The sequence below is a fragment of the Acinetobacter sp. PK01 genome (assembly GCF_022819285.1).
Classification (GTDB): Bacteria; Pseudomonadota; Gammaproteobacteria; order Pseudomonadales; family Moraxellaceae; genus Acinetobacter; species Acinetobacter tandoii.
The window spans coordinates 2,978,114-2,996,780 of sequence record NZ_CP094643.1; the positions used below are offsets into that span (position 1 = coordinate 2,978,114).

The window sequence follows — 18,667 nt, forward strand, 5'->3', positions numbered from 1 at the left end:
TCAGACACAACAAAAAGCTGAAATTTACGACAAAAGGTAATGCTTCAATACAAGGTCGCGTAGCATGCCTGAGTCATTGACATAAAAAAAGCGATCCACAGAGTGATCGCTTTTTTGCTAAACAGTTCAGGATTTAAATGGTCATATCTTCGCTTAATGCTAAAGGCACAGGCAAAATTTTCGCCAATTGACGGCATAAAGTGGTCAATTGAGTGCTGTCATTTGGCATTAACGTGATGTGACCGATCTTACGACCTGCACGTTCTGTTTTGTTGTACAAATGCAGATGTGCGCCATTTAACGCCAAAACCTGTTCTGATTTTGGATATTGTCCAATGATATTGATCATCACAGTAGGGTGGACCACTTCGGTTGAACCTAAAGGTAGGCCTGCAACTGCACGAATATGATTTTCAAATTGCGAGCAGACTGCACCTTCAATCGACCAATGACCTGAGTTATGTACTCGTGGTGCCATTTCATTGGCAAATAGGCCTTGTTCTGTCACAAACAATTCCAACGTCAGTACACCCACATAGTTCAGGTGATTGAGTAAACGTGTGATGTAGTCTTGTGCAGCTGGTTGTAAATCTACACTGTTTGGCGCAGGAACAATCGAATGCGACAAGATGCCATTGTGGTGATGGTTTTCAGCCAAAGGCCAAGTTTTCACTTCACCATCTTGACCACGCACCGCAATGATGGAAACCTCACGCAAGAACGTCACAAAACTTTCTGCAATCAAGCTTTTTGCTGGACCCAATTCAGCCCATGCTTGCTCAATTTGATCTTCGCTACGCAGTACAAATTGACCTTTACCATCATAACCGCCAGTAGCTGTTTTCAGCACCAATGGTAAACCTAGCGTCTTAACAGCTTGTTGTAAACTTGCTAAAGAATCCACGGCTTGATATGGCGCAACAGGAATCTGCAATTGATCGAATAAGGCTTTTTCCATTAAACGATTTTGTGCAGTCGCTAAAGCTTGACGTGGTGGGTGAATGGCTTTGCTTTGCGTCAAAAGATCGACATCTGCCAGTGGCGTATTTTCAAATTCCAGACTAAACACGTCTGCGCTTTGAATAAACTGTTGCAGACCTTGTTCAGTCTGACTTGAAATCACCTGACCTAAAGCTGCGGAAGGGCAGTCTGTATCTGCTTCATAGAAGGTACATTGAATATTGAGTGGTAAAGCAGCTTGCGCCATCATACGACCCAACTGACCACCACCAAAAATACCGATGGTTTTGTTCATAACTGTGTCCCGTTTTAAGCTTGACCCGGAATATTGTTGCTTGCCACTTTTTCCGTTTGTGCTGCACGGAAATTTGCTACATTTTCAGCAATCTCTGGACGCGTCAAACCAAGAATCTGTGCTGCCATAATTGCAGCATTGGTTGCACCCGCAGGGCCAATTGCTAAAGTACCCACTGCAATACCTGCTGGCATTTGTACAATTGAAAGCAGTGAGTCAACACCATTTAAAATAGAAGATTTTACAGGTACACCCAAGACTGGTAAGTCGGTTTTTGCCGCGCACATACCTGGTAAATGTGCTGCGCCGCCTGCGCCTGCAATAATCACTTGAATTCCGCGATCACGTGCAGTTTCAGCATATTCAAATAAACGATCTGGGGTACGGTGTGCAGAAACCACTTCAGCTTCAAATGGGACACCAAGTTGCTTAAGCATATTGGCAGTGTGTTCGAGAGTCGCCCAATCAGATTGAGAACCCATGATAATTCCTACGAGGGGTTGAGCGTCTTGTGCTGCGGCCGCATTCATTGCTAATGTTCCAGAGACTAGAGTGAAGGAGGATAAATCTCGACGAGAGCCAAGCTTTAAATGGTTCAGAAGCCCCATATTATAGACTGCTTTTTCATCTCTCCAAAACTTAAGCAGGGCTAGAGCGAGATATTTTTAGTTTTTTTTCGATAAAAATAAGGAAATGATTCCCTTGATGAAAAAATCAGCCACTCAAAGTCATATTTAGACCATTCTATAGCGAACTGGTTGCAGTAAGTTTTTTACATCATCTCTGAAAACCACTCACTACAACCTTAATAGCCCTGAAAGCAATTATTGACTTCTAAATACGAAATACACACAACCTAATAAACACAGGCCTGCCCAAAGATAATCTAACTTAAATGGTTGTTTAAACAGATAAATCATAAATGGGACAAAAACCAATAAAGTCATGACTTCTTGGGTAATTTTCATTTGTCCTACAGACCAACCATCCTGTGCCAAGAGACGAGTAGCAGGAATCATAAAAGCATATTCTAATAGAGCAATTAACCAGCCAAATAAAATGGCTTGCCACAAGGGTGCACCATGTAAAAATTTTAGATGACCGTACCAAGCCAATGTCATAAAACAATTGGATATTACTAACAATGCAAACGGAATCAGCATGGTATTCATCATTACACCACATTCACAACTAAGACCTAAAATAGGCTCAAAAGTATAAGTCAAAGTGCTTTCTTTAGGTAATTTTATCAACTTTAATCTTGATGAAATTTGTCATGAGTGAACTGTCTAAATTGATACAAGAAAAACTATCTTTTCCCTAAGAGCCTTGATATCGTTGCTGTCAAATCGAATCAATTCTGACAACAACACCAATCATGAAGTGTTGTGTCAAAAAGCAGTGGAGTTAAAGATCAATGCATCTGCATATTTTGGGTATTTGCGGCACCTTTATGGGTTCATTGGCGTTATTAGCGCGAGATTTAGGACATAAGGTGACAGGTTCAGATCTGAACGTTTATCCGCCCATGTCCACTCAACTGGAAAATGCAGGCATTACTTTAATGCAAGGCTATGATCGTAGCCATTTACAACCGCACCCTGATTTAGTCATTGTCGGCAATGCCATGAAACGCGGAATTGACGCGGTTGAATATATGCTCAATGAAGGTTTACCCTATATTTCAGGGCCACAATTCCTTGCAGATCATGTCTTGCAAGGTAAACATGTCCTTGGAGTTGCTGGGACTCATGGTAAAACCACCACCACCACCATGTTGGCATGGGTATTGGATCAGGCAGGCTTAGAACCAGGCTTTTTAATTGGCGGTGTGCCTTTAGGTTTCTCTGAAAGTGCTCGCTTAGGTGGCGGAAAATATTTCTGTGTTGAAGCGGATGAATACGATTCGGCATTTTTCGACAAACGTTCCAAGTTTGTGCATTACCATCCAAAAACTGCCATTTTAAACAACCTTGAATTTGACCATGCCGACATTTTTGATGATTTGGCTGCCATTCAAAAACAATTCCATCATTTAGTCCGTACCATCCCAAGTGAAGGTCGCATTATTGCCCCAATTACTGAAAGCAACATTGATGAAGTATTGGAAATGGGCTGTTGGACACCTGTGGTACGCACATCTTTAGATGCGCATGCTGATGCGGCACTGTCTGCGGAACAGCTTTCGGCAGATGGCTCACACTTTAAAGTATTGCAACACGGTGTAGTCAAAGGCGAAGTGAAATGGAACATGACAGGGCAACATTCGGTGGCAAATGCTTTGGCTACTATTGCTGCGGCTGAACACGTGGGTGTAAGCATTGAAACTGCATGTGAAGCACTGTCTCACTTCGGCGGTGTAAAGCGTCGTATGGAACTCTTAGGGACTGTACGTGGCGTTGAAGTCTACGATGACTTTGCCCATCATCCAACTGCAATTGACACCACACTGGAAGGTGCACGTAAACGTTTAGGTGAACGTAAACTTTGGGCAATCATTGAACCACGTTCAAACACCATGCGTATGGGTAGCCATAAAGATGGACTGGCATATTCGGCACGGCTGGCAGATGAAGTGATTTGGTATCAACCTGAAGGTTTGGATTGGGACTTACAACCCGTGATTGATGCAGCATCTAACAAAGCGATTGTGGCGCGTTCCCTTGAAGATATTATTCAAACCGTGGTGACTGAAGCAGGTGAGGGCGATGCCGTGGTGATTATGTCCAACGGTGGGTTTGGTGGCTTACACCAAAAATTGATTCGTGCTTTAAATGCAGAATAAACGCTTAAAGCTCTGAAAAAAAACCGCACATTAGATTGCGGTTTTTTTTAAGATTATCCAACTAAAAAGCGGACATCGTGCCCGTATATTCAAAGTCTTTTAGTTTTGCCCAACCTTGTACTGTGTCACCCAAACGCTTGCTGATATACATGATCGAAACCCATTGTTCTTTGCCATCATCATAAGTGCTATAAGCGGTAATAAAATCATTTTTTATAATGAACAGATCCTTGATTTTACAGGCATCACTGGGTGCAGAGTGAAAATAGACACGTGATGGGGCAATCACTTTCATGCCCCAACGGGGAATCATCTGGACTTCTTTTTGTCCTGCCTTTTCCTCAAGTTTTGCACAATCTTCGGCAAATACTAAAGGGGAAAGCAAACTACATAAGACAAGAGATAAAAGCTTCTTCATTTACTTCAATTCAACTGTCTTAAACACACTGTTCAGGCAACACAACCATGTTGTTCTCATTAAGTTGTAATCCTTAAAGTACAATAAAATACGATGACTATATTAAGCCGCCACATCCAACAAACTTTGATCACGTTTAAACATCACATCAACATAACTACACACTGGCACAATTTTTAACTGTTTTTCGCGTGCGTATTCGACCAAGACATCCAACAACTGACGTGCCACACCTTGACCACGTAAACAATCATCTACCCAAGTATGGTCAGCAACAATCGTAGATGCATCACGCCAAACATAGGTAATTTCAGCAATACGTTGCCCCTCAGCATCATTTAGAAAAAACTCACCTTTTTCGGCATTATTATGGTGTTGAAATTGCATACTGCGCTTTCCTCTAAGTAGATGCATTGCAGTTAACATGCCATAAGCACCGTAGAAAAAACAGCCATTTTTCGACCAAAGTTTAAAATCTGGTTACACCTTAAGCAGGAAATCCCTAGTTCAAGGGATGAAGCTCACGCTTATTTATTTCTATGCTAAACAGATGGTACGCACAGGAGTAGTGGCATGTTAATTTATTTCGTATTAATGCTCTGTGGTTCGTTATTGGCCAAAGTGATCGCTCAATATGACAACACAGTTCCATTTAGACCCTAAACTTTAAACCGAAGATAAAGAATAAACTTTTCTTTCAACTTCGGGTCAGGCATCTCATAATTTACATCGATCACATTCGCGTTAAATTTGCACTTTTATATAAAATATGCGATTCTTGCCACATCATTTGGATTCAATCCAATACAGAATTTGAACAAGGGGAGTAGCCTCCTCCAGACGTCAGCTACAGTACTCTGTGCTGACGTGTCAGAATATCGTCATTACACTTTGAAAAAAGTCGGTATCTGAGCATTACCCAAGGTAATGTAGGCAAGACCTTGATCATGTTGACACAGATGTTTATTTCATCTGGCAACAGGTCAAGGTTTTTTTGTGGCCAATTGCCAGATGTGGAGGATTTTTATGGAATCTATCGGCAATTTATGGCTGTATTTGGTCTTCTTCGGCATTGTAATTATCATGCTGTTGATCGACTTTCTCGGATTTAAACAAAAACAAGGGCAACAAGTTGCCATTAAAACCGCAGCCTATTGGAGTATTGCTTGGGTCAGTGTGGCGATGTTATTCGCAGGCGGTCTCTGGCTGTATTTACAACAAACTGTGGGGGTTGCAATTGCCAACCAAAAAACCATGGAATATATCGCGGGTTATTTACTGGAAAAATCCCTTGCGATTGACAATGTCTTTGTTTGGCTCATGATTTTTGCGGCTTTTGCAATTCCACCAGCATTACAACGTAAAATTTTGCTCTACGGTGTACTCGGTGCAATTGTACTGCGGACCATCTTTATTTTTATTGGTGCATGGTTTGTCCAAGAATTCTCTTGGATTCTATATCTGTTCGGCGCGTTCTTGGTTTACACGGGCTTTAAGTTCCTGAAAGGGCAGGATGACGAACCCGATATCGAGAACATGGCATTATTGAAATGGTTACGTAAGCATTTGCGTATTACACCCCAACTGCAAGGCGATAAATTCTTTGTTCGTCAAAATGGCGTGTTGTGGTTTACCCCATTATTCTTGGTGTTGGTACTGGTTGAAGCGTCTGATGTAATTTTTGCAGTGGATTCGATTCCTGCCATCTTTGCAGTGACCAGTGATCCGTTTATTGTGTTAACGGCAAACCTGATGGCCATTTTAGGTCTGCGTGCCATGTTCTTCTTGCTCTCTGGCGCTGCATCGAAGATGCATTACCTCCCATATGGTCTCGGGATTATCCTGTTATTCATCGGCTTTAAGATGTTGATGCTGGATGTCTTCCATATGCCAATCTGGATTTCACTCGGTTTTATCGTGATTGTTTTAAGCATTACCGCATGGCTGTCAATTCGCCACAATAAAAAACAAGAAAATCCATCGGCTTAAGCCTGATGAATTGATTTTCAAGAAGACAGATTCAGTTCGCTGAATCTGTCTTTTCGACTTCTGCAAAACTCAAAATTCAAACGGCTTTTTCCCTTCACTTCATTTGGACTTCGGCTGCAAAAAAACTTCCTCGTTGTATTTTAGCCAAGAAGGATGCCGTAAAGGTTATACAGTTTAGTCGGTCATTTTCAGGTACAATCAACCGAAAAAAGTAAAAGTTATAGGGTTTTTCCATGTCTTCATTGTTGCAGACCACCGTCGTTCGTGGTCGTTTTTTAGATATCCAAAATTTAGTTACGCAAGCCGCGGACATCGCCGAGCAAGTACGTTATATAGAAGATGGCGTGCTAATCAGTGAAGCTGGAAAAATTCAATGGTTTGGTGCTTGGCAAGATGCAGCAGCACATTTGCCAGAAGGTGTCGAAATCCAACATTATCCTGAAAAGTTGATTGTGCCAGGTTTTATTGATACCCATATCCATTTTCCGCAGACGGAAATGGTGGGTGCCTATGGTGAGCAACTGCTTGAATGGCTCAACACCTATACTTTCCCTACCGAAATGCAGTTTCAAAACCCTGAATATGCTGCAAAAATTGCTGAATTCTTTGTGCAAGAACTATTAAAAAATGGCACAACTACAGCGTTGGTGTTTTGTACCGTGCATCCTGAATCGGTAGATGCTCTGTTTGAAGCTGCACAACGCCACCAGATGCGTCTCATTGCAGGCAAAGTCATGATGGACCGCCATGCACCCGAAGCTTTATGCGACACGCCTGAACGTGCTTATACAGACTCTAAGGCACTGATTGAAAAATGGCACGGGCAGGGGCGTGCGCTATACGCAATTACACCTCGTTTTGCACCCACCTCCACACCTGAACAATTACAACTCGCTGGGCAACTTAAAGCCGAATATCCAGATGTCTATGTACATACCCATTTAAGTGAAAATAAGAATGAAATTGCATGGGTCAAAGAATTATTCCCTGCACAGCAAGGTTATCTGGATGTTTATCATCATTATGGACTGACAGGTTCACGTTCGGTCTTTGCTCACTGCGTGCATTTAGAAGACAGTGAATGGGATTGCATGCATGCCACGGATTCAGCTATTGCTTTTTGTCCAACCTCCAACCTGTTTCTCGGTAGTGGTTTATTCCCCTTGAAGAAGACATGGGAAAAACAAGTGAAAGTCGGTTTGGGCACCGATATTGGTGCAGGAACATCCTTCAACCAACTCCAGACGCTAAATGAAGCCTATAAGGTACAGCAATTGCAAGGCAACAAACTGTCTGCTTTTGAATCGCTTTACCACGCCACGTTAGGGGGGGCCAAAGCATTAAGCCTTGAACAGCAATTAGGTAATTTTGATATCGGCAAAGAAGCTGATTTTATCGTACTCGACCTACAAGCAACTGCCTTGCAGGCATTGCGTCAACAACATGCCAAAGGCATTGAAGATGCTTTATTTGCCCTCATGACGATGGGGGATGACCGTAATATTCACGCAACTTATGTATATGGTCAAGCGGCGTATGTCCAACCAAAATAACGCCATTACACCTCCAATATCCAAGTTAAAACTGTGCCTGCTGCTGCTTGCAGGCACGATCATACTTCGACACGACAGTCATGGTGCGAGCAAAAAACATACAACAAAAGATGCATCTCGATAGAAGATGTATTAAAATAAACGCATATTTTGAGGTGTTGCAGGTCAACGCCTTTTTTATTTTTGATTTTTAGGTATCTGCCCATGACCGTTCAAATGAGCGTAATGATTTCAGCTGAAGAGATCCAAGCAAAAGTGCAAGAGCTTGGTGCTAAAATTAATGCCCACTATGCCCAAAGTGATAAAGAACTTGTCTTAATAGGCTTATTACGTGGTTCCGTTATTTTTATGGCTGATTTATGCCGAACAATTGAAAAACCACATGAACTCGACTTTATGACAGTTTCGAGCTATGGCAAATCAACCGTTTCAAGCCGTGATGTACGCATTCTAAAAGACTTAGATGGCGAAATTCGTGGTAAAGATGTCCTTGTTGTTGAAGATATTATTGACTCAGGGCATACCTTAAGCAAAGTGCTTGAAATCTTGCAAACACGTGAACCCAACTCAATTGAATTGTGTACACTCGTGAGCAAACCTTCACGCCGTGAAATTGATTTAGAGGTAAAATTCTTAGGCTTTGAAGTCGAAGATAAATTTATTGTCGGCTATGGTCTCGACTACGATCAAAAATATCGCCATATTCCTTTTATTGGTGAAATTGGTCTCTAAGCTTAGCGTCGAATAACCCAATATTCAGCCTTCTATCTCCCGCATTGCTCGGGGTTTAGAAGGTTTTTTTATGTCTTTTTGCTATAAATCCCTCACACAAAAACACCACAGTTTTTTGCAGATCTTCTGTTTAATTCCAACCCTTTTCTCCAAAATAATAAGCAGTACGTCAAAATCATTGATTCAAAACAAGAACAAGGAGAATACTTATGTGGTCACTCATTGTTGCAATTGTGGTAGGTTTTATTGCAGGTCTGATTGCCCGTGCACTTCATCCTGGCGATGATAAGGCAGGCTTCTTCGTTACCACCCTGTTAGGGATCGCAGGTTCTTTACTCGCAACTTACGGTGGACGCATGCTCGGGTTGTATGCCGACAATGTAGCTGCTGGCTTTATTGCCTCAGTGATTGGCGCGATTATTATTTTGTTTATTTATAATCTTATTATGAAAAAATCCCGCGCTTAATTTTTCGCACAAAAAAGCCTGTTCATGTGAACCATGAAAAGGCTTTTTTTTTAAATTAATTTCTATCTCATTACAAACCAAACTCTTTCCAAATGAGTTCAATTTGCTCGGCAGGGAAGCCACCCGCCGCTTTAAAACCATTCGAGAAAATCAACGTAGGTGTACCATTTACACCAAGAGATTGACCTAATTTCAAATTACGCTCAATGGGATTGGCACAGCTTTTATTACCCGTAGGAGCAATCCCTTTAGCAATCAAGTTTTCCCAAGCATAACTTTGATCTTTTTCACAATACACCGCTTTAGACGGCGCAACCGATTGTGGCTTGATTGGATAAATAAAAGTATAAATGGTCACGTTATCCAGTTTTTTTAATTCAGCCTCAAGTTGCTTACAATACGGGCAATTTGGGTCAGAAAAGATCGCCAATTGGCGTTTACCATTACCCCGCACCGTTTTCACCGCATCTTGTAATGGCAATTTTTTCCAATCAACCGAGTTCTGTTTTACAATTAAGTCTTTGGTCAGGTTGTGCTGATCTTTCAACCGAATCATCGATCCCACTAAAATATGTTGGGCATTTTCTCCAACATAAACCACTTGACCATCCATAGAACCACTATAGATACCTGGCATTTCCGTGCTTTGAATATTCTCAATTTTCAAATCTGGATGTTGTTTGGCTAAATTGGTTTTTACAGTCTCGACACTCGCAAAACTAGACCAAGAAATGAAACCTGCCAGCATCGCAACCATTGTTCTTTTCAACATGAATTCTGCTCGTTCACGTAAGTTATAAAAGTGAATCAGTTTAATCCGAATTATGATGCTGATTAATAATTTTTATCAGGTATTTGGTAAAACAAATACCTGAGTGTTTCACGTGGAACTTAAACGGCAACATCAAATGAATTAATTTCTACCGAGATATGTACAATTTCTTCATGAATTGATAAAGCGGCACGCACTTCATCCGCTGTTAATGGAGAAGGGCTGTTCAATGCCAAAATACAGGCAAACTTACCTTTGGCGACTTTCCAGACATGTAAATCGGTCACTTCAACAACAACTGGCAAATCATGGATCACCTCACGGATTTCCTCCACGACAGGATGATTCATTTCTGCATCTAATAGGGTTTTCGCCGTGTCCCGCATCAGTCCCACAGCCCAACGTGCGACCAAAATTGCCCCTAAAATCCCTAATAAAGCATCAAGGAATGACCACCCCATGTATTTCCCAGCAAAAAGAGCAACAATCGCAAAGACCGAAGTCACGGCATCGGCAACCACATGTAAAAAAGCTGCTTTTTGATTCAAATCATGCTCGTGATGGTGATGGTGATGGTGACCATCATGTAACAACCATGCACAAATCAAGTTCACGACCAAACCTAAAATTGCAATCGGAATTGCTTGATTATATTGAATATCCACAGGATAAATCAGGCGTTCTACCGACTGAAATGCCATAAAAATTGCAACCACTAACAGTAAAATTGCGCTGCTATATCCCGCTAAAATTTCAATTTTCCACGTACCAAAGCTAAAACGATGATCTTGGGCATAATGACGAGCCGCGCGATAGGCAAAATAAGCCAGACCCAATGCCAACATATGCGAACTCATGTGCCAACCATCGGCGAGTAATGCCATCGAATTAAAAATCCAGCCGCCAATGACTTCTAATAACATCATGACTGCAGTTAGAATAGTGGCCAGTAAAATACGTTTTTGTGCGAGCGGATTACCTTCATCAAATTGATGGGTGTGACTGCGTGAAGATGGGAAAATATTCATTTTAGGTCATTTTAAATATACTCCCCCATAGTATATTTATTTTTGGAGCAGCGTGTGGGCCATTTGCATCAGGATAAAAAGATTTTAAACCGCGTTAAGCGTCTACAAGGCCAATTGAATGCTGTGGAACAATCATTACAGCAGCCCGATGCAGAATGTATCGCAATATTACAACAAGCTGCTGCAATTAAAGGTGCTGTTAACGGTCTGATGAACGAATTAATCGAAGCACATCTACGCCATCATGTTATTGGGGAGCATGCAGAGGTTAATGAACAAGAACTGGCTGAATTTATGAAGTTACTTAAACGTTATAGCTAAGTTTTTATTAGATTAGATAAATTGACCGCAGAAGCACATCACCAGTACACTGCCAATAACATCTTCTCTTTGCTCATTGTTAGCTTTTTATAGCATGGCAATATGCACTCATTTGTGGTTGGCTTCATGACAAACTCTCAAACTTGGCGTCCATTTATCATGGTCAGCCTTGCCTTGATTATGGGAACTATCGGTACAGCTTTAGCCAGCCCGCTGTATCCGATTTATCAAGAACTGTGGCATTTATTGCCCAGTCAGATTACCTATATTTTCGTTGCTTATATGTTTGGTTGTTTAGCAACACTGTTGTTTTTCGGCCGCGCCAGTAACAGCTTTGGTTTTTTGCGCACGCTACAAATCGGTTTAGGATTTGTCATTACGGGATTAGTCCTTTCTGCTTTTGCCCATACAGCGATTTCGCTCGGCTTAGGACGTTTTATTATTGGGATTGCATCAGGACTGATCAGTACTTCCGCCATGTTAGGCCTAATGCTCACTATTCCAGACCGTTATAAACCTCATGCACCTCAGATAAGTTCCATTATTACTGTCATCGGCTTTGCTTTAGGCCCCTTGATTGGTGGTGTAATTGCTCAATTTTCAGCATTGCCATTACTGGTACCTTATCTCCCAGTGATTGCGGGGGCAATGCTCTGTTTGATCGGTCTCTTTTGCTTAAAGCCACCGACTTTTCAAGCACAAGCCTTTTCGATTGCACCACATTTGGAACTTCCTGTCGCCTCAGCACGTATTCATTTTTTTATTGCAGGTTTAACTGCATTTTGTGCTTTTGGCGCATTCAGTCTGTTTGCTTCACTGTCAGCATCTTTTGTCAAAGACCTAATTCCTTGGCATGGTCCTTTGGTCAGTGGTCTGGCCATTTCCAGCATTCTGTTTATTTCTGCACTGGTTCAGTTTTTTGCCAAATCGTTACCCGCGGCACGTAGCTTAAATTATGGTTTGATTCTGATGATGGGAAGTTGTTTACTTTTAGCCATCTGTATGCAAACGCATTGGAGTCTTTTGTTTTTTATCAGTGATATTGGCGTTGGCTTGGGGCATGGTTTGGGTATCATGGGGTCTTTTGGTCTGATTCATCAAATGACCACCCCACACAATCGTGCTGCGGTCATTTCGACATATTTGTTTATAGGTTATTTGGGGACTATCGTACCGATTATTGCAGTCGGTTACAGTGCCGATCTATGGGGCTTAAATTTGGCAGTGAGCGGTTTTGGTATGGCTATGGCACTTCTATGTTTCACATTATTGTTCTGGCAGAATAAAAATAACCTCCAAATTTAAAACCACTTTGAATAAATTTTTTCATTATTCAACAATCATGCCTTAACACTTTGCAAACTGCCTGCTTAATGTACATCATTATGATGTAATCAAAATCAATCACAAATTCAGCAACGACCAACAAAGCGATCACTCACGTATTAAAGTTCCGCTAATATCACTCAACATCTTCTTTACTGTTTTTTTCATTAGACTCAATGGCAATCTGAGACTGGTAACTATTAGATACAGTGGCACGATGTATGTCCCTATTTTCAGATCTTGTGATTTGTTATGATTGTGGTACAAAACGCGAATTAATGACAACATATTGAATACTCGCCCGACTAGCATAATCAAATAAGCACAATTAAATACTGAATAAAACAGATATTTTCACACCTTTCTTCAGTCATAGAGTCAATATGTCCTATCACTTACAGTCAACACGAGGAGGATCATATTTATGCAATCTCGTGTCAATCAAACAATCCAAATGCACTATACACGTCCCGATTTGGGAGACATCATCCTGAACGCACTGGAAAAAGCAGGTAAGAACATCAACCAGCTAACACCCGAAGATCTGGCACCGATTGATGAGTTTCATATCCGAGGACGGATAGCCACTCTGGAGCTGGCCCATGCTGCTGGACTTGATGCAACAAAACATGTACTGGATGTCGGTAGCGGTATTGGTGGAACTTCGCGTTGTCTTGCAAAAGAATTCGGCTGTCACGTCACAGGCATTGACCTCACAGAAGAATACTGTCGTGCTGCGAGAATGCTTTCTACCAAGATTGGTCTTGCGCACCAAGTTGATTATCACCAAGGAGATGCGACCCAACTTCCATTTCCCGATCAGACCTTTGACGTCGTCTGGACAGAACATGTGGCAATGAATATCTTGGATAAAGCTCGTCTGTATCAGGAAATGTATCGGGTGCTAAAACCAGATGGCACACTAGCAATTTATGATGTTCTTGCAGGCCCATCGGGTCCTGTCCTTTTTCCGGTGCCATGGGCACGCACAGCAAATACCAGCTTTCTGGTACAGCCAAATGAGCTACGTCAGCTACTCCAAGAAGCAGGTTTTACAATTACTGACTGGTTAGATACAACCGAAAGTGCACGTACATGGTTTGTGTCTCTGGCTGAAAAGATACAAAAGGAAGGCTTACCCTCCCTGGGGTTTCACATACTACTGGGGGCTGATTTTAAAATCATGGCGCAGAATCAAGGAAAAAACCTACAAGAGGGAAGGATTGTCCTGGCACAAATCATTGCGAAAAAATGACTTTGCTTAACTCAAGACAACCAATGCTTAAGTAACTCAGGATATATAAAATAAAGAAATAGATGAGGGCATGATCTCATAGAAAATGCCTTTACGAGATTAAAAACTTTCCTGCTATTTCAACTCGATTTATTGTAAAGTCAAATGATGAAACCCCATAGAACAATAAAAAGCATTCCGTCATTGTGAACTGAATGCTTTTTATTTTATAAATAGAATTTATTGCAGCTTATTCAACAACACTTAAGTTCTAAATTACTTTCCAATACAGAATGAGCCGAAAATTTTCCCAAGCAAGTCATCCGCACTAAATTCACCCGTAATTTCTCCCAAAGCATTTTGAGCAAGGCGTAATGACTCGGCAACCAATTCACCTGCATGAAACACCACCAACTGTTCATGTGCTTCTGCAAGATAGTGCTGAGTGCGCTTCATTGCATCTAGATGACGAGTTCGTGCAATAAAGGTGTCTTCCTCTGGCTGGAAGCCTGCATGCGCCGTAATCGCTTCTATAAGCGATTGAACACCTGTTTCCTGTTTAGCTGAAACCGTAATATGACGGAAACCGTGAAAATCGCCAATTTGAACAGTTGCACCAGTCAAATCACACTTATTCCCAATCAACATTAGACGCTTAGGCTCAAGATGGTGTTCAAAATATTCACGTGCCAATTGCAGAGGATCTTCGCCTTGACTCAAGTCATAGACCAATAACAGCAAATCAGCTTGTTCAATTTCCTTAATCGCACGGCGAATACCTTCTTTTTCCACCACATCGCCCGTTTCACGCAATCCTGCGGTATCGGTTAACGTAATCGGCAAACCATTCAAGCTAATTTTTTCATGTAATACATCACGGGTAGTGCCTGCAATATCCGTTACAATCGCACGTTCAATGCCTGCTAATGCATTGAGTAAGGAAGATTTACCTGCGTTCGGTTTACCTGCAATCACTACCTGCAAACCTTCACGCAGCAATTGCCCTTGGCGAGCAGATTGTTGCACCGCAGCAACCGAGTGCTGCACATCTTCCAATAAAGTTAAAATCTTACCATCAGCCAAGAAATCAATTTCTTCCTCAGGAAAGTCGATTGCGGCTTCCACATGTAGACGTAAATGAATCAACTTTTCCAGCACCGTATTCACTTTATGGGAAAAGGCACCTTGCAAAGAACGCACAGCCGAACGTGCAGCGGCCTGCGAAGTCGCATCAATCAAATCGGCAATCGCTTCGGCTTGGACCAAATCCAGTTTGCCATTTTCAAAGGCACGCATGGAGAATTCACCTGCCTTAGCAGCAGTTGCACCTAATTCTAAGCACCGCGCGAGCAAAGCATTTTGAATCACAGGTCCACCATGTCCCTGTAACTCTACTACATCCTCACCTGTAAATGAGTTTGGATTTGGGAAAAAAATTACCAAACCTTCATCCAGTACTTCATTTTCAAAATCAAGAAACTGGCGGAACCCAGCCATGCGTGCTTTTGGTAATGCATTTTGCGTCAACTGTTCTGCAATTGCATAAGCTTGTGGACCAGAAAGACGAATCACTCCCACACCACCACGACCTGGAGGAGTAGCAATCGCTGCGATAGTGGTTTGATGTTGCATACAATTCACCTGACGTTAGTCCCAATCGAACCCAAAGAAAAATCCGCCTAAGATTACCATCTTAAGCGGATTTAATCAGCTAGTTGCTGTGAGAAGCTGCGTTATGCGGCTTCTTTCGAGCTACGTGCTTTTTCTACTGATTTATTAATAAACCATTGTTGTGTAATGGTAATCGTGTTGTTCACAATCCAGTACAGAACCAAGCCTGCAGGGAAGAACAACATAAATACAGTAAACATAATTGGCATAATGCGGAACACTTTCGCCTGCATTGGATCAGCAGGTTGTGGGTTCAACATTTGCTGAATGAACATGGTCGCACCCATCAATAATGGCAGGATAAACCACGGGTCCATTGCTGATAAGTCTTGAATCCAGAGCATCCAAGGTGCATGGCGCAATTCCACACTTTCCATTAGTACCCAATACAAAGCCAAGAAGATCGGCATTTGCAATAATAATGGTAAACAACCTGAAAGTGGATTGACTTGCTCACGCTTGTACAATGCCATCATTTCTTGAGAGAAGCGCATACGGTCTTCACCGAATTCTTCTTTCATACGCTGCATTTCTGGTGCAATTACACGCATTTTCGCCATTGAGCGATAGCTCTTAGACGACAATGGCCACAGAATGAGTTTAACCAATACAGTCAATAAAATGATTGACCAGCCCCAGTTCCCGACCAAGTTATGGAAGAATTGTAAGCCTAGGAACAATAATTTCGCGATTGGCCATAACCAACCATAATCAACGGTCTGATTTAAACCTACAGCCAAATCTTTCAATTCAGATTGAATTTTAGGACCTGAATAGAACGTCGCGTCAACCTCTGCCACAGTACCTGCAGGTACATTGATGGTCGGTGAAGTAAAACTGAGGATGTTCATATCATCACTCGATTTACGCGATTCTAATTTAGCGCTATAAGCTTGACCATTGGCCTGAGTCAACTTCAACTCGCCTGGAATCCAAGCACTGACAAAGTAATGCTGAACCATTGCAACCCAGCCGCCTTTTGCTTCAACATTTAACTTTTCATCGTTAAAGTTGGCAAATTTAAGCTTGTTGTAATGTTCTTCAGGCGTACCCCAAGCACCACCCAAGAAGGTACCCAAAGTGAAAATTCCTTGATCCGATTTTCCTGGATCTTCTGAATTATCGCGTTTGAGCTGACCAAACATCTGGCCTTGCCAGTTTTGACCGCTGCGGTTAACCACTTTGTGATTGACCACAACTGGATATTCACCTTGAGTGAAGGTAAATGTTTTAATAATTTCTACACCGTCAGCCGTTTTAAAGACCATCGGAACAGAAAGTACTTTAACTGACTTGCCGTCTTTATCTTTCGCTGCTTTTGCATCAGCTAAAGTATATGCAGATTTCTCAATTTCATAGACAGGACGACCATTACGACTACTGTCAGGTCCATTTAGACCAATTAAACCAGATTGTGCAACATACGTACGTTTGGCATCGCTTTCCAGCATAACAAACGGTTCATCGCTATCTTTGTTTTTATCATGATTGAGTAATTCAACACGAACAATATCACCACCTTTTGGACTAATCCAAAGATGATAAAGGTCAGTTTGAACTGAAATAAGCTGTTGACTTGCTGCCGCAGTCGATTCTGTAGTTTGCTGAGCAGTACTATTTGCTTGTGGCACATCAGAAGCAGCCGTAGCTGTCTGTCCATTTGGCAAGTCAGCAGAGACTTCATGTGAAACGACAGCAGCTTTTTGTGGCTGTTGTTGAGTTTCATTATGACCATAGTCCTTTTGCCATGCCAAAATAAGCAAATATGCGACGACAAACATGGCTCCTAGAATTGCAATCCTGGCCCATTGTTGCATATCTATTACCCCAAAAAGTTAGAGTGATTTTGATTCCATAAACATCCACGAAAGGGTACAGCAACGAGATGCATTTGAGAATCGATTTGCTGAAATGAAATAAAACGAATTGCTTTTGCAGGAACAGGATCATAACCTGAGCCGCCCCATGGATGACATCGACAAATACGATTTGCAGCCAACCAAACACCCCGTACAGCTCCATGCGTATGGATTGCTTCCAATGAATATTGAGAACATGTAGGTATATAACGACAGCGTGGTCCCAACATAGGACTAATCGCGATCTGATAGAATCGAATGAACCAATGCAGCACACGTACCATTGGCTTTCTCTACTTCTGTGGGGAGGGAGCTATTTTTGAATGCTTTTTGGCAATGCGTTGCAGCTTTTGCCAAGCAAATTGTAATTGCTGATGCAATTCTGAATTGGCGACTGTTTCTATACCAACTTTAGGCATAACAACAATATCCAAGGCATCCAGTTGCATTTGATGCAGGCGAAAGCTTTCGCGAGCAAGTCGTTTTACTCTATTTCTTTCATGCGCACGGCGCACTTTTTTCTTGGCAACAACAATTCCCAAACGACTGTTAGGTTGCTTGGAATGTGTGGCAAGAAACAAGAAATGGGGTTGATGCACTTTAAAAAGCGCACCATCAAATACAACTTTATAATCGGCAGCACAGCGAAGACGCCGCTCTGCGCCGAAGTCATAAAGTGTCATAACACCCAAAATCGTTTAAGCGTTAACAGATTAAACAGTTAAGCTGTGACGACCTTTTGCACGACGGCGAGCTAATACTTGACGACCAGCTTTAGTAGCCATACGAGCACGGAAACCATGAACGCGTTTACGCTTTAATTCAGATGGTTGGAATGTACGTTTCATATCGAAACTCCAAAAATTGATCTTTCTATAAAGGTCCGCGATTTTAGTGTTCATTGCTTGAGCTGTCAATCAAAAACACTCATTCAGACCAAATAAACTTGTAACCAAATCAGCTTGTCTACAAATAGCTCAATTGTTCTATTCACTCAATTAAAAAGTATTCACACCATAATAAGTTGTTAAATAATAGAAAATAAGTTATAAACAATATTATTCACAAATTTATCCACACATTGATAGACAATTGGTGGTTTAAATTTAAATTTATTCTTTTACTCAAGTTATCCCCAATGAAAGTGAGCTTTAATAAATAAATTCAAATTTTAAAATTTAAATTTATTCTTATTAGGAGGCACTTTTTTTGTGGAAAAGCTATTTTTAATATATAAAAACAAGACTTAAGCCTGTG

Annotated in this window: 20 protein-coding genes; 8 read left to right on the top strand and 12 right to left on the bottom strand. The window is 41.6% G+C overall.

Features of this window, described 5'->3' with window-relative positions:
• Positions 1-133: 133 nt before the first annotated feature.
• The 3 genes from MP622_RS14060 to MP622_RS14070 form a co-directional block, all read right to left on the bottom strand.
• On the bottom strand, positions 134-1,255 hold the full coding sequence (locus MP622_RS14060) for a 5-(carboxyamino)imidazole ribonucleotide synthase (RefSeq protein ID WP_243791475.1): 1,122 nt from the start codon (positions 1,253-1,255) through the stop codon (positions 134-136).
• Positions 1,256-1,269: 14 nt separating this feature from the next.
• Positions 1,270-1,785 carry a 5-(carboxyamino)imidazole ribonucleotide mutase gene (gene purE, locus MP622_RS14065; RefSeq protein ID WP_026441188.1) on the bottom strand — a complete coding sequence of 172 codons (516 nt, stop codon included), beginning with the start codon at positions 1,783-1,785 and terminating at the stop codon, positions 1,270-1,272.
• Between the two features lie 294 nt (positions 1,786-2,079).
• The gene (locus MP622_RS14070) at positions 2,080-2,418 is read right to left on the bottom strand and encodes a DMT family protein (RefSeq protein ID WP_026441189.1); all 339 of its coding nucleotides are present in this window, start codon (positions 2,416-2,418) and stop codon (positions 2,080-2,082) included.
• Between the two features lie 254 nt (positions 2,419-2,672).
• Between MP622_RS14070 and mpl the strand changes: the two genes are divergently transcribed.
• Positions 2,673-4,040, top strand: coding sequence for a UDP-N-acetylmuramate:L-alanyl-gamma-D-glutamyl-meso-diaminopimelate ligase (gene mpl / locus MP622_RS14075; RefSeq protein ID WP_243791477.1), 1,368 nt, complete (start codon positions 2,673-2,675; stop codon positions 4,038-4,040).
• A 61-nt stretch (positions 4,041-4,101) separates the two neighbouring features.
• Here the strand turns inward: mpl and MP622_RS14080 are convergent, their stop codons facing one another.
• Positions 4,102-4,458 carry a hypothetical protein gene (locus MP622_RS14080; protein WP_243791478.1) on the bottom strand — a complete coding sequence of 119 codons (357 nt, stop codon included), beginning with the start codon at positions 4,456-4,458 and terminating at the stop codon, positions 4,102-4,104.
• Between the two features lie 102 nt (positions 4,459-4,560).
• Positions 4,561-4,845 carry a GNAT family N-acetyltransferase gene (locus tag MP622_RS14085; protein WP_016168960.1) on the bottom strand — a complete coding sequence of 95 codons (285 nt, stop codon included), beginning with the start codon at positions 4,843-4,845 and terminating at the stop codon, positions 4,561-4,563.
• Between the two features lie 639 nt (positions 4,846-5,484).
• On the opposite strand from MP622_RS14085, the gene MP622_RS14090 reads away from it, so the two are divergent.
• The 4 genes from MP622_RS14090 to MP622_RS14105 all read left to right on the top strand — a co-directional run bounded on the left by MP622_RS14090 (position 5,485) and on the right by MP622_RS14105 (position 9,199).
• A complete protein-coding gene (locus tag MP622_RS14090; protein WP_243791480.1) occupies positions 5,485-6,447 on the top strand; it encodes a TerC family protein in 963 nt (320 codons plus the stop codon).
• A 233-nt stretch (positions 6,448-6,680) separates the two neighbouring features.
• Positions 6,681-8,000 carry a guanine deaminase gene (gene guaD, locus MP622_RS14095; protein ID WP_104441292.1) on the top strand — a complete coding sequence of 440 codons (1,320 nt, stop codon included), beginning with the start codon at positions 6,681-6,683 and terminating at the stop codon, positions 7,998-8,000.
• Positions 8,001-8,204: 204 nt separating this feature from the next.
• Entirely contained in the window at positions 8,205-8,732 is a 528-nt protein-coding gene (gene hpt, locus MP622_RS14100; RefSeq protein WP_016168957.1) for a hypoxanthine phosphoribosyltransferase, read from the top strand.
• Between the two features lie 209 nt (positions 8,733-8,941).
• The gene (locus MP622_RS14105; protein ID WP_104441294.1) at positions 8,942-9,199 is read left to right on the top strand and encodes a GlsB/YeaQ/YmgE family stress response membrane protein; all 258 of its coding nucleotides are present in this window, start codon (positions 8,942-8,944) and stop codon (positions 9,197-9,199) included.
• Between the two features lie 70 nt (positions 9,200-9,269).
• On the opposite strand, the gene MP622_RS14110 is transcribed toward MP622_RS14105, so the two are convergent.
• On the bottom strand, positions 9,270-9,971 hold the full coding sequence (locus MP622_RS14110; RefSeq protein WP_016168955.1) for a DsbC family protein: 702 nt from the start codon (positions 9,969-9,971) through the stop codon (positions 9,270-9,272).
• 119 nt (positions 9,972-10,090) lie between these two features.
• Positions 10,091-10,999 carry a CDF family Co(II)/Ni(II) efflux transporter DmeF gene (dmeF, locus tag MP622_RS14115; RefSeq protein ID WP_243791482.1) on the bottom strand — a complete coding sequence of 303 codons (909 nt, stop codon included), beginning with the start codon at positions 10,997-10,999 and terminating at the stop codon, positions 10,091-10,093.
• A 54-nt stretch (positions 11,000-11,053) separates the two neighbouring features.
• On the opposite strand from dmeF, the gene MP622_RS14120 reads away from it, so the two are divergent.
• From MP622_RS14120 to MP622_RS14130, 3 genes are all read left to right on the top strand, one after another.
• Entirely contained in the window at positions 11,054-11,320 is a 267-nt protein-coding gene (locus MP622_RS14120) for a metal/formaldehyde-sensitive transcriptional repressor (protein ID WP_044739548.1), read from the top strand.
• Positions 11,321-11,446: 126 nt separating this feature from the next.
• Positions 11,447-12,625, top strand: a complete 1,179-nt coding sequence (locus MP622_RS14125) for an MFS transporter (protein WP_243791484.1) — start codon at positions 11,447-11,449, stop codon at positions 12,623-12,625.
• A 445-nt stretch (positions 12,626-13,070) separates the two neighbouring features.
• On the top strand, positions 13,071-13,901 hold the full coding sequence (locus MP622_RS14130) for a class I SAM-dependent methyltransferase (RefSeq protein ID WP_044739550.1): 831 nt from the start codon (positions 13,071-13,073) through the stop codon (positions 13,899-13,901).
• Positions 13,902-14,156: 255 nt separating this feature from the next.
• Here the strand turns inward: MP622_RS14130 and mnmE are convergent, their stop codons facing one another.
• From mnmE to rpmH, 5 genes are all read right to left on the bottom strand, one after another.
• Entirely contained in the window at positions 14,157-15,512 is a 1,356-nt protein-coding gene (gene mnmE / locus MP622_RS14135; RefSeq protein ID WP_243791486.1) for a tRNA uridine-5-carboxymethylaminomethyl(34) synthesis GTPase MnmE, read from the bottom strand.
• Positions 15,513-15,613: 101 nt separating this feature from the next.
• The gene (gene yidC / locus MP622_RS14140) at positions 15,614-17,368 is read right to left on the bottom strand and encodes a membrane protein insertase YidC (RefSeq protein ID WP_044739552.1); all 1,755 of its coding nucleotides are present in this window, start codon (positions 17,366-17,368) and stop codon (positions 15,614-15,616) included.
• Positions 17,369-17,373: 5 nt separating this feature from the next.
• Positions 17,374-17,694 (bottom strand): membrane protein insertion efficiency factor YidD, encoded by a 321-nt coding sequence (gene yidD / locus MP622_RS14145; RefSeq protein WP_016168948.1) that lies wholly within the window; start codon positions 17,692-17,694, stop codon positions 17,374-17,376.
• A 9-nt stretch (positions 17,695-17,703) separates the two neighbouring features.
• Positions 17,704-18,093, bottom strand: coding sequence for a ribonuclease P protein component (gene rnpA / locus MP622_RS14150; protein WP_044739553.1), 390 nt, complete (start codon positions 18,091-18,093; stop codon positions 17,704-17,706).
• Between the two features lie 30 nt (positions 18,094-18,123).
• Positions 18,124-18,258, bottom strand: coding sequence for a 50S ribosomal protein L34 (gene rpmH, locus MP622_RS14155; protein WP_000831329.1), 135 nt, complete (start codon positions 18,256-18,258; stop codon positions 18,124-18,126).
• Positions 18,259-18,667 lie beyond the last annotated feature (409 nt).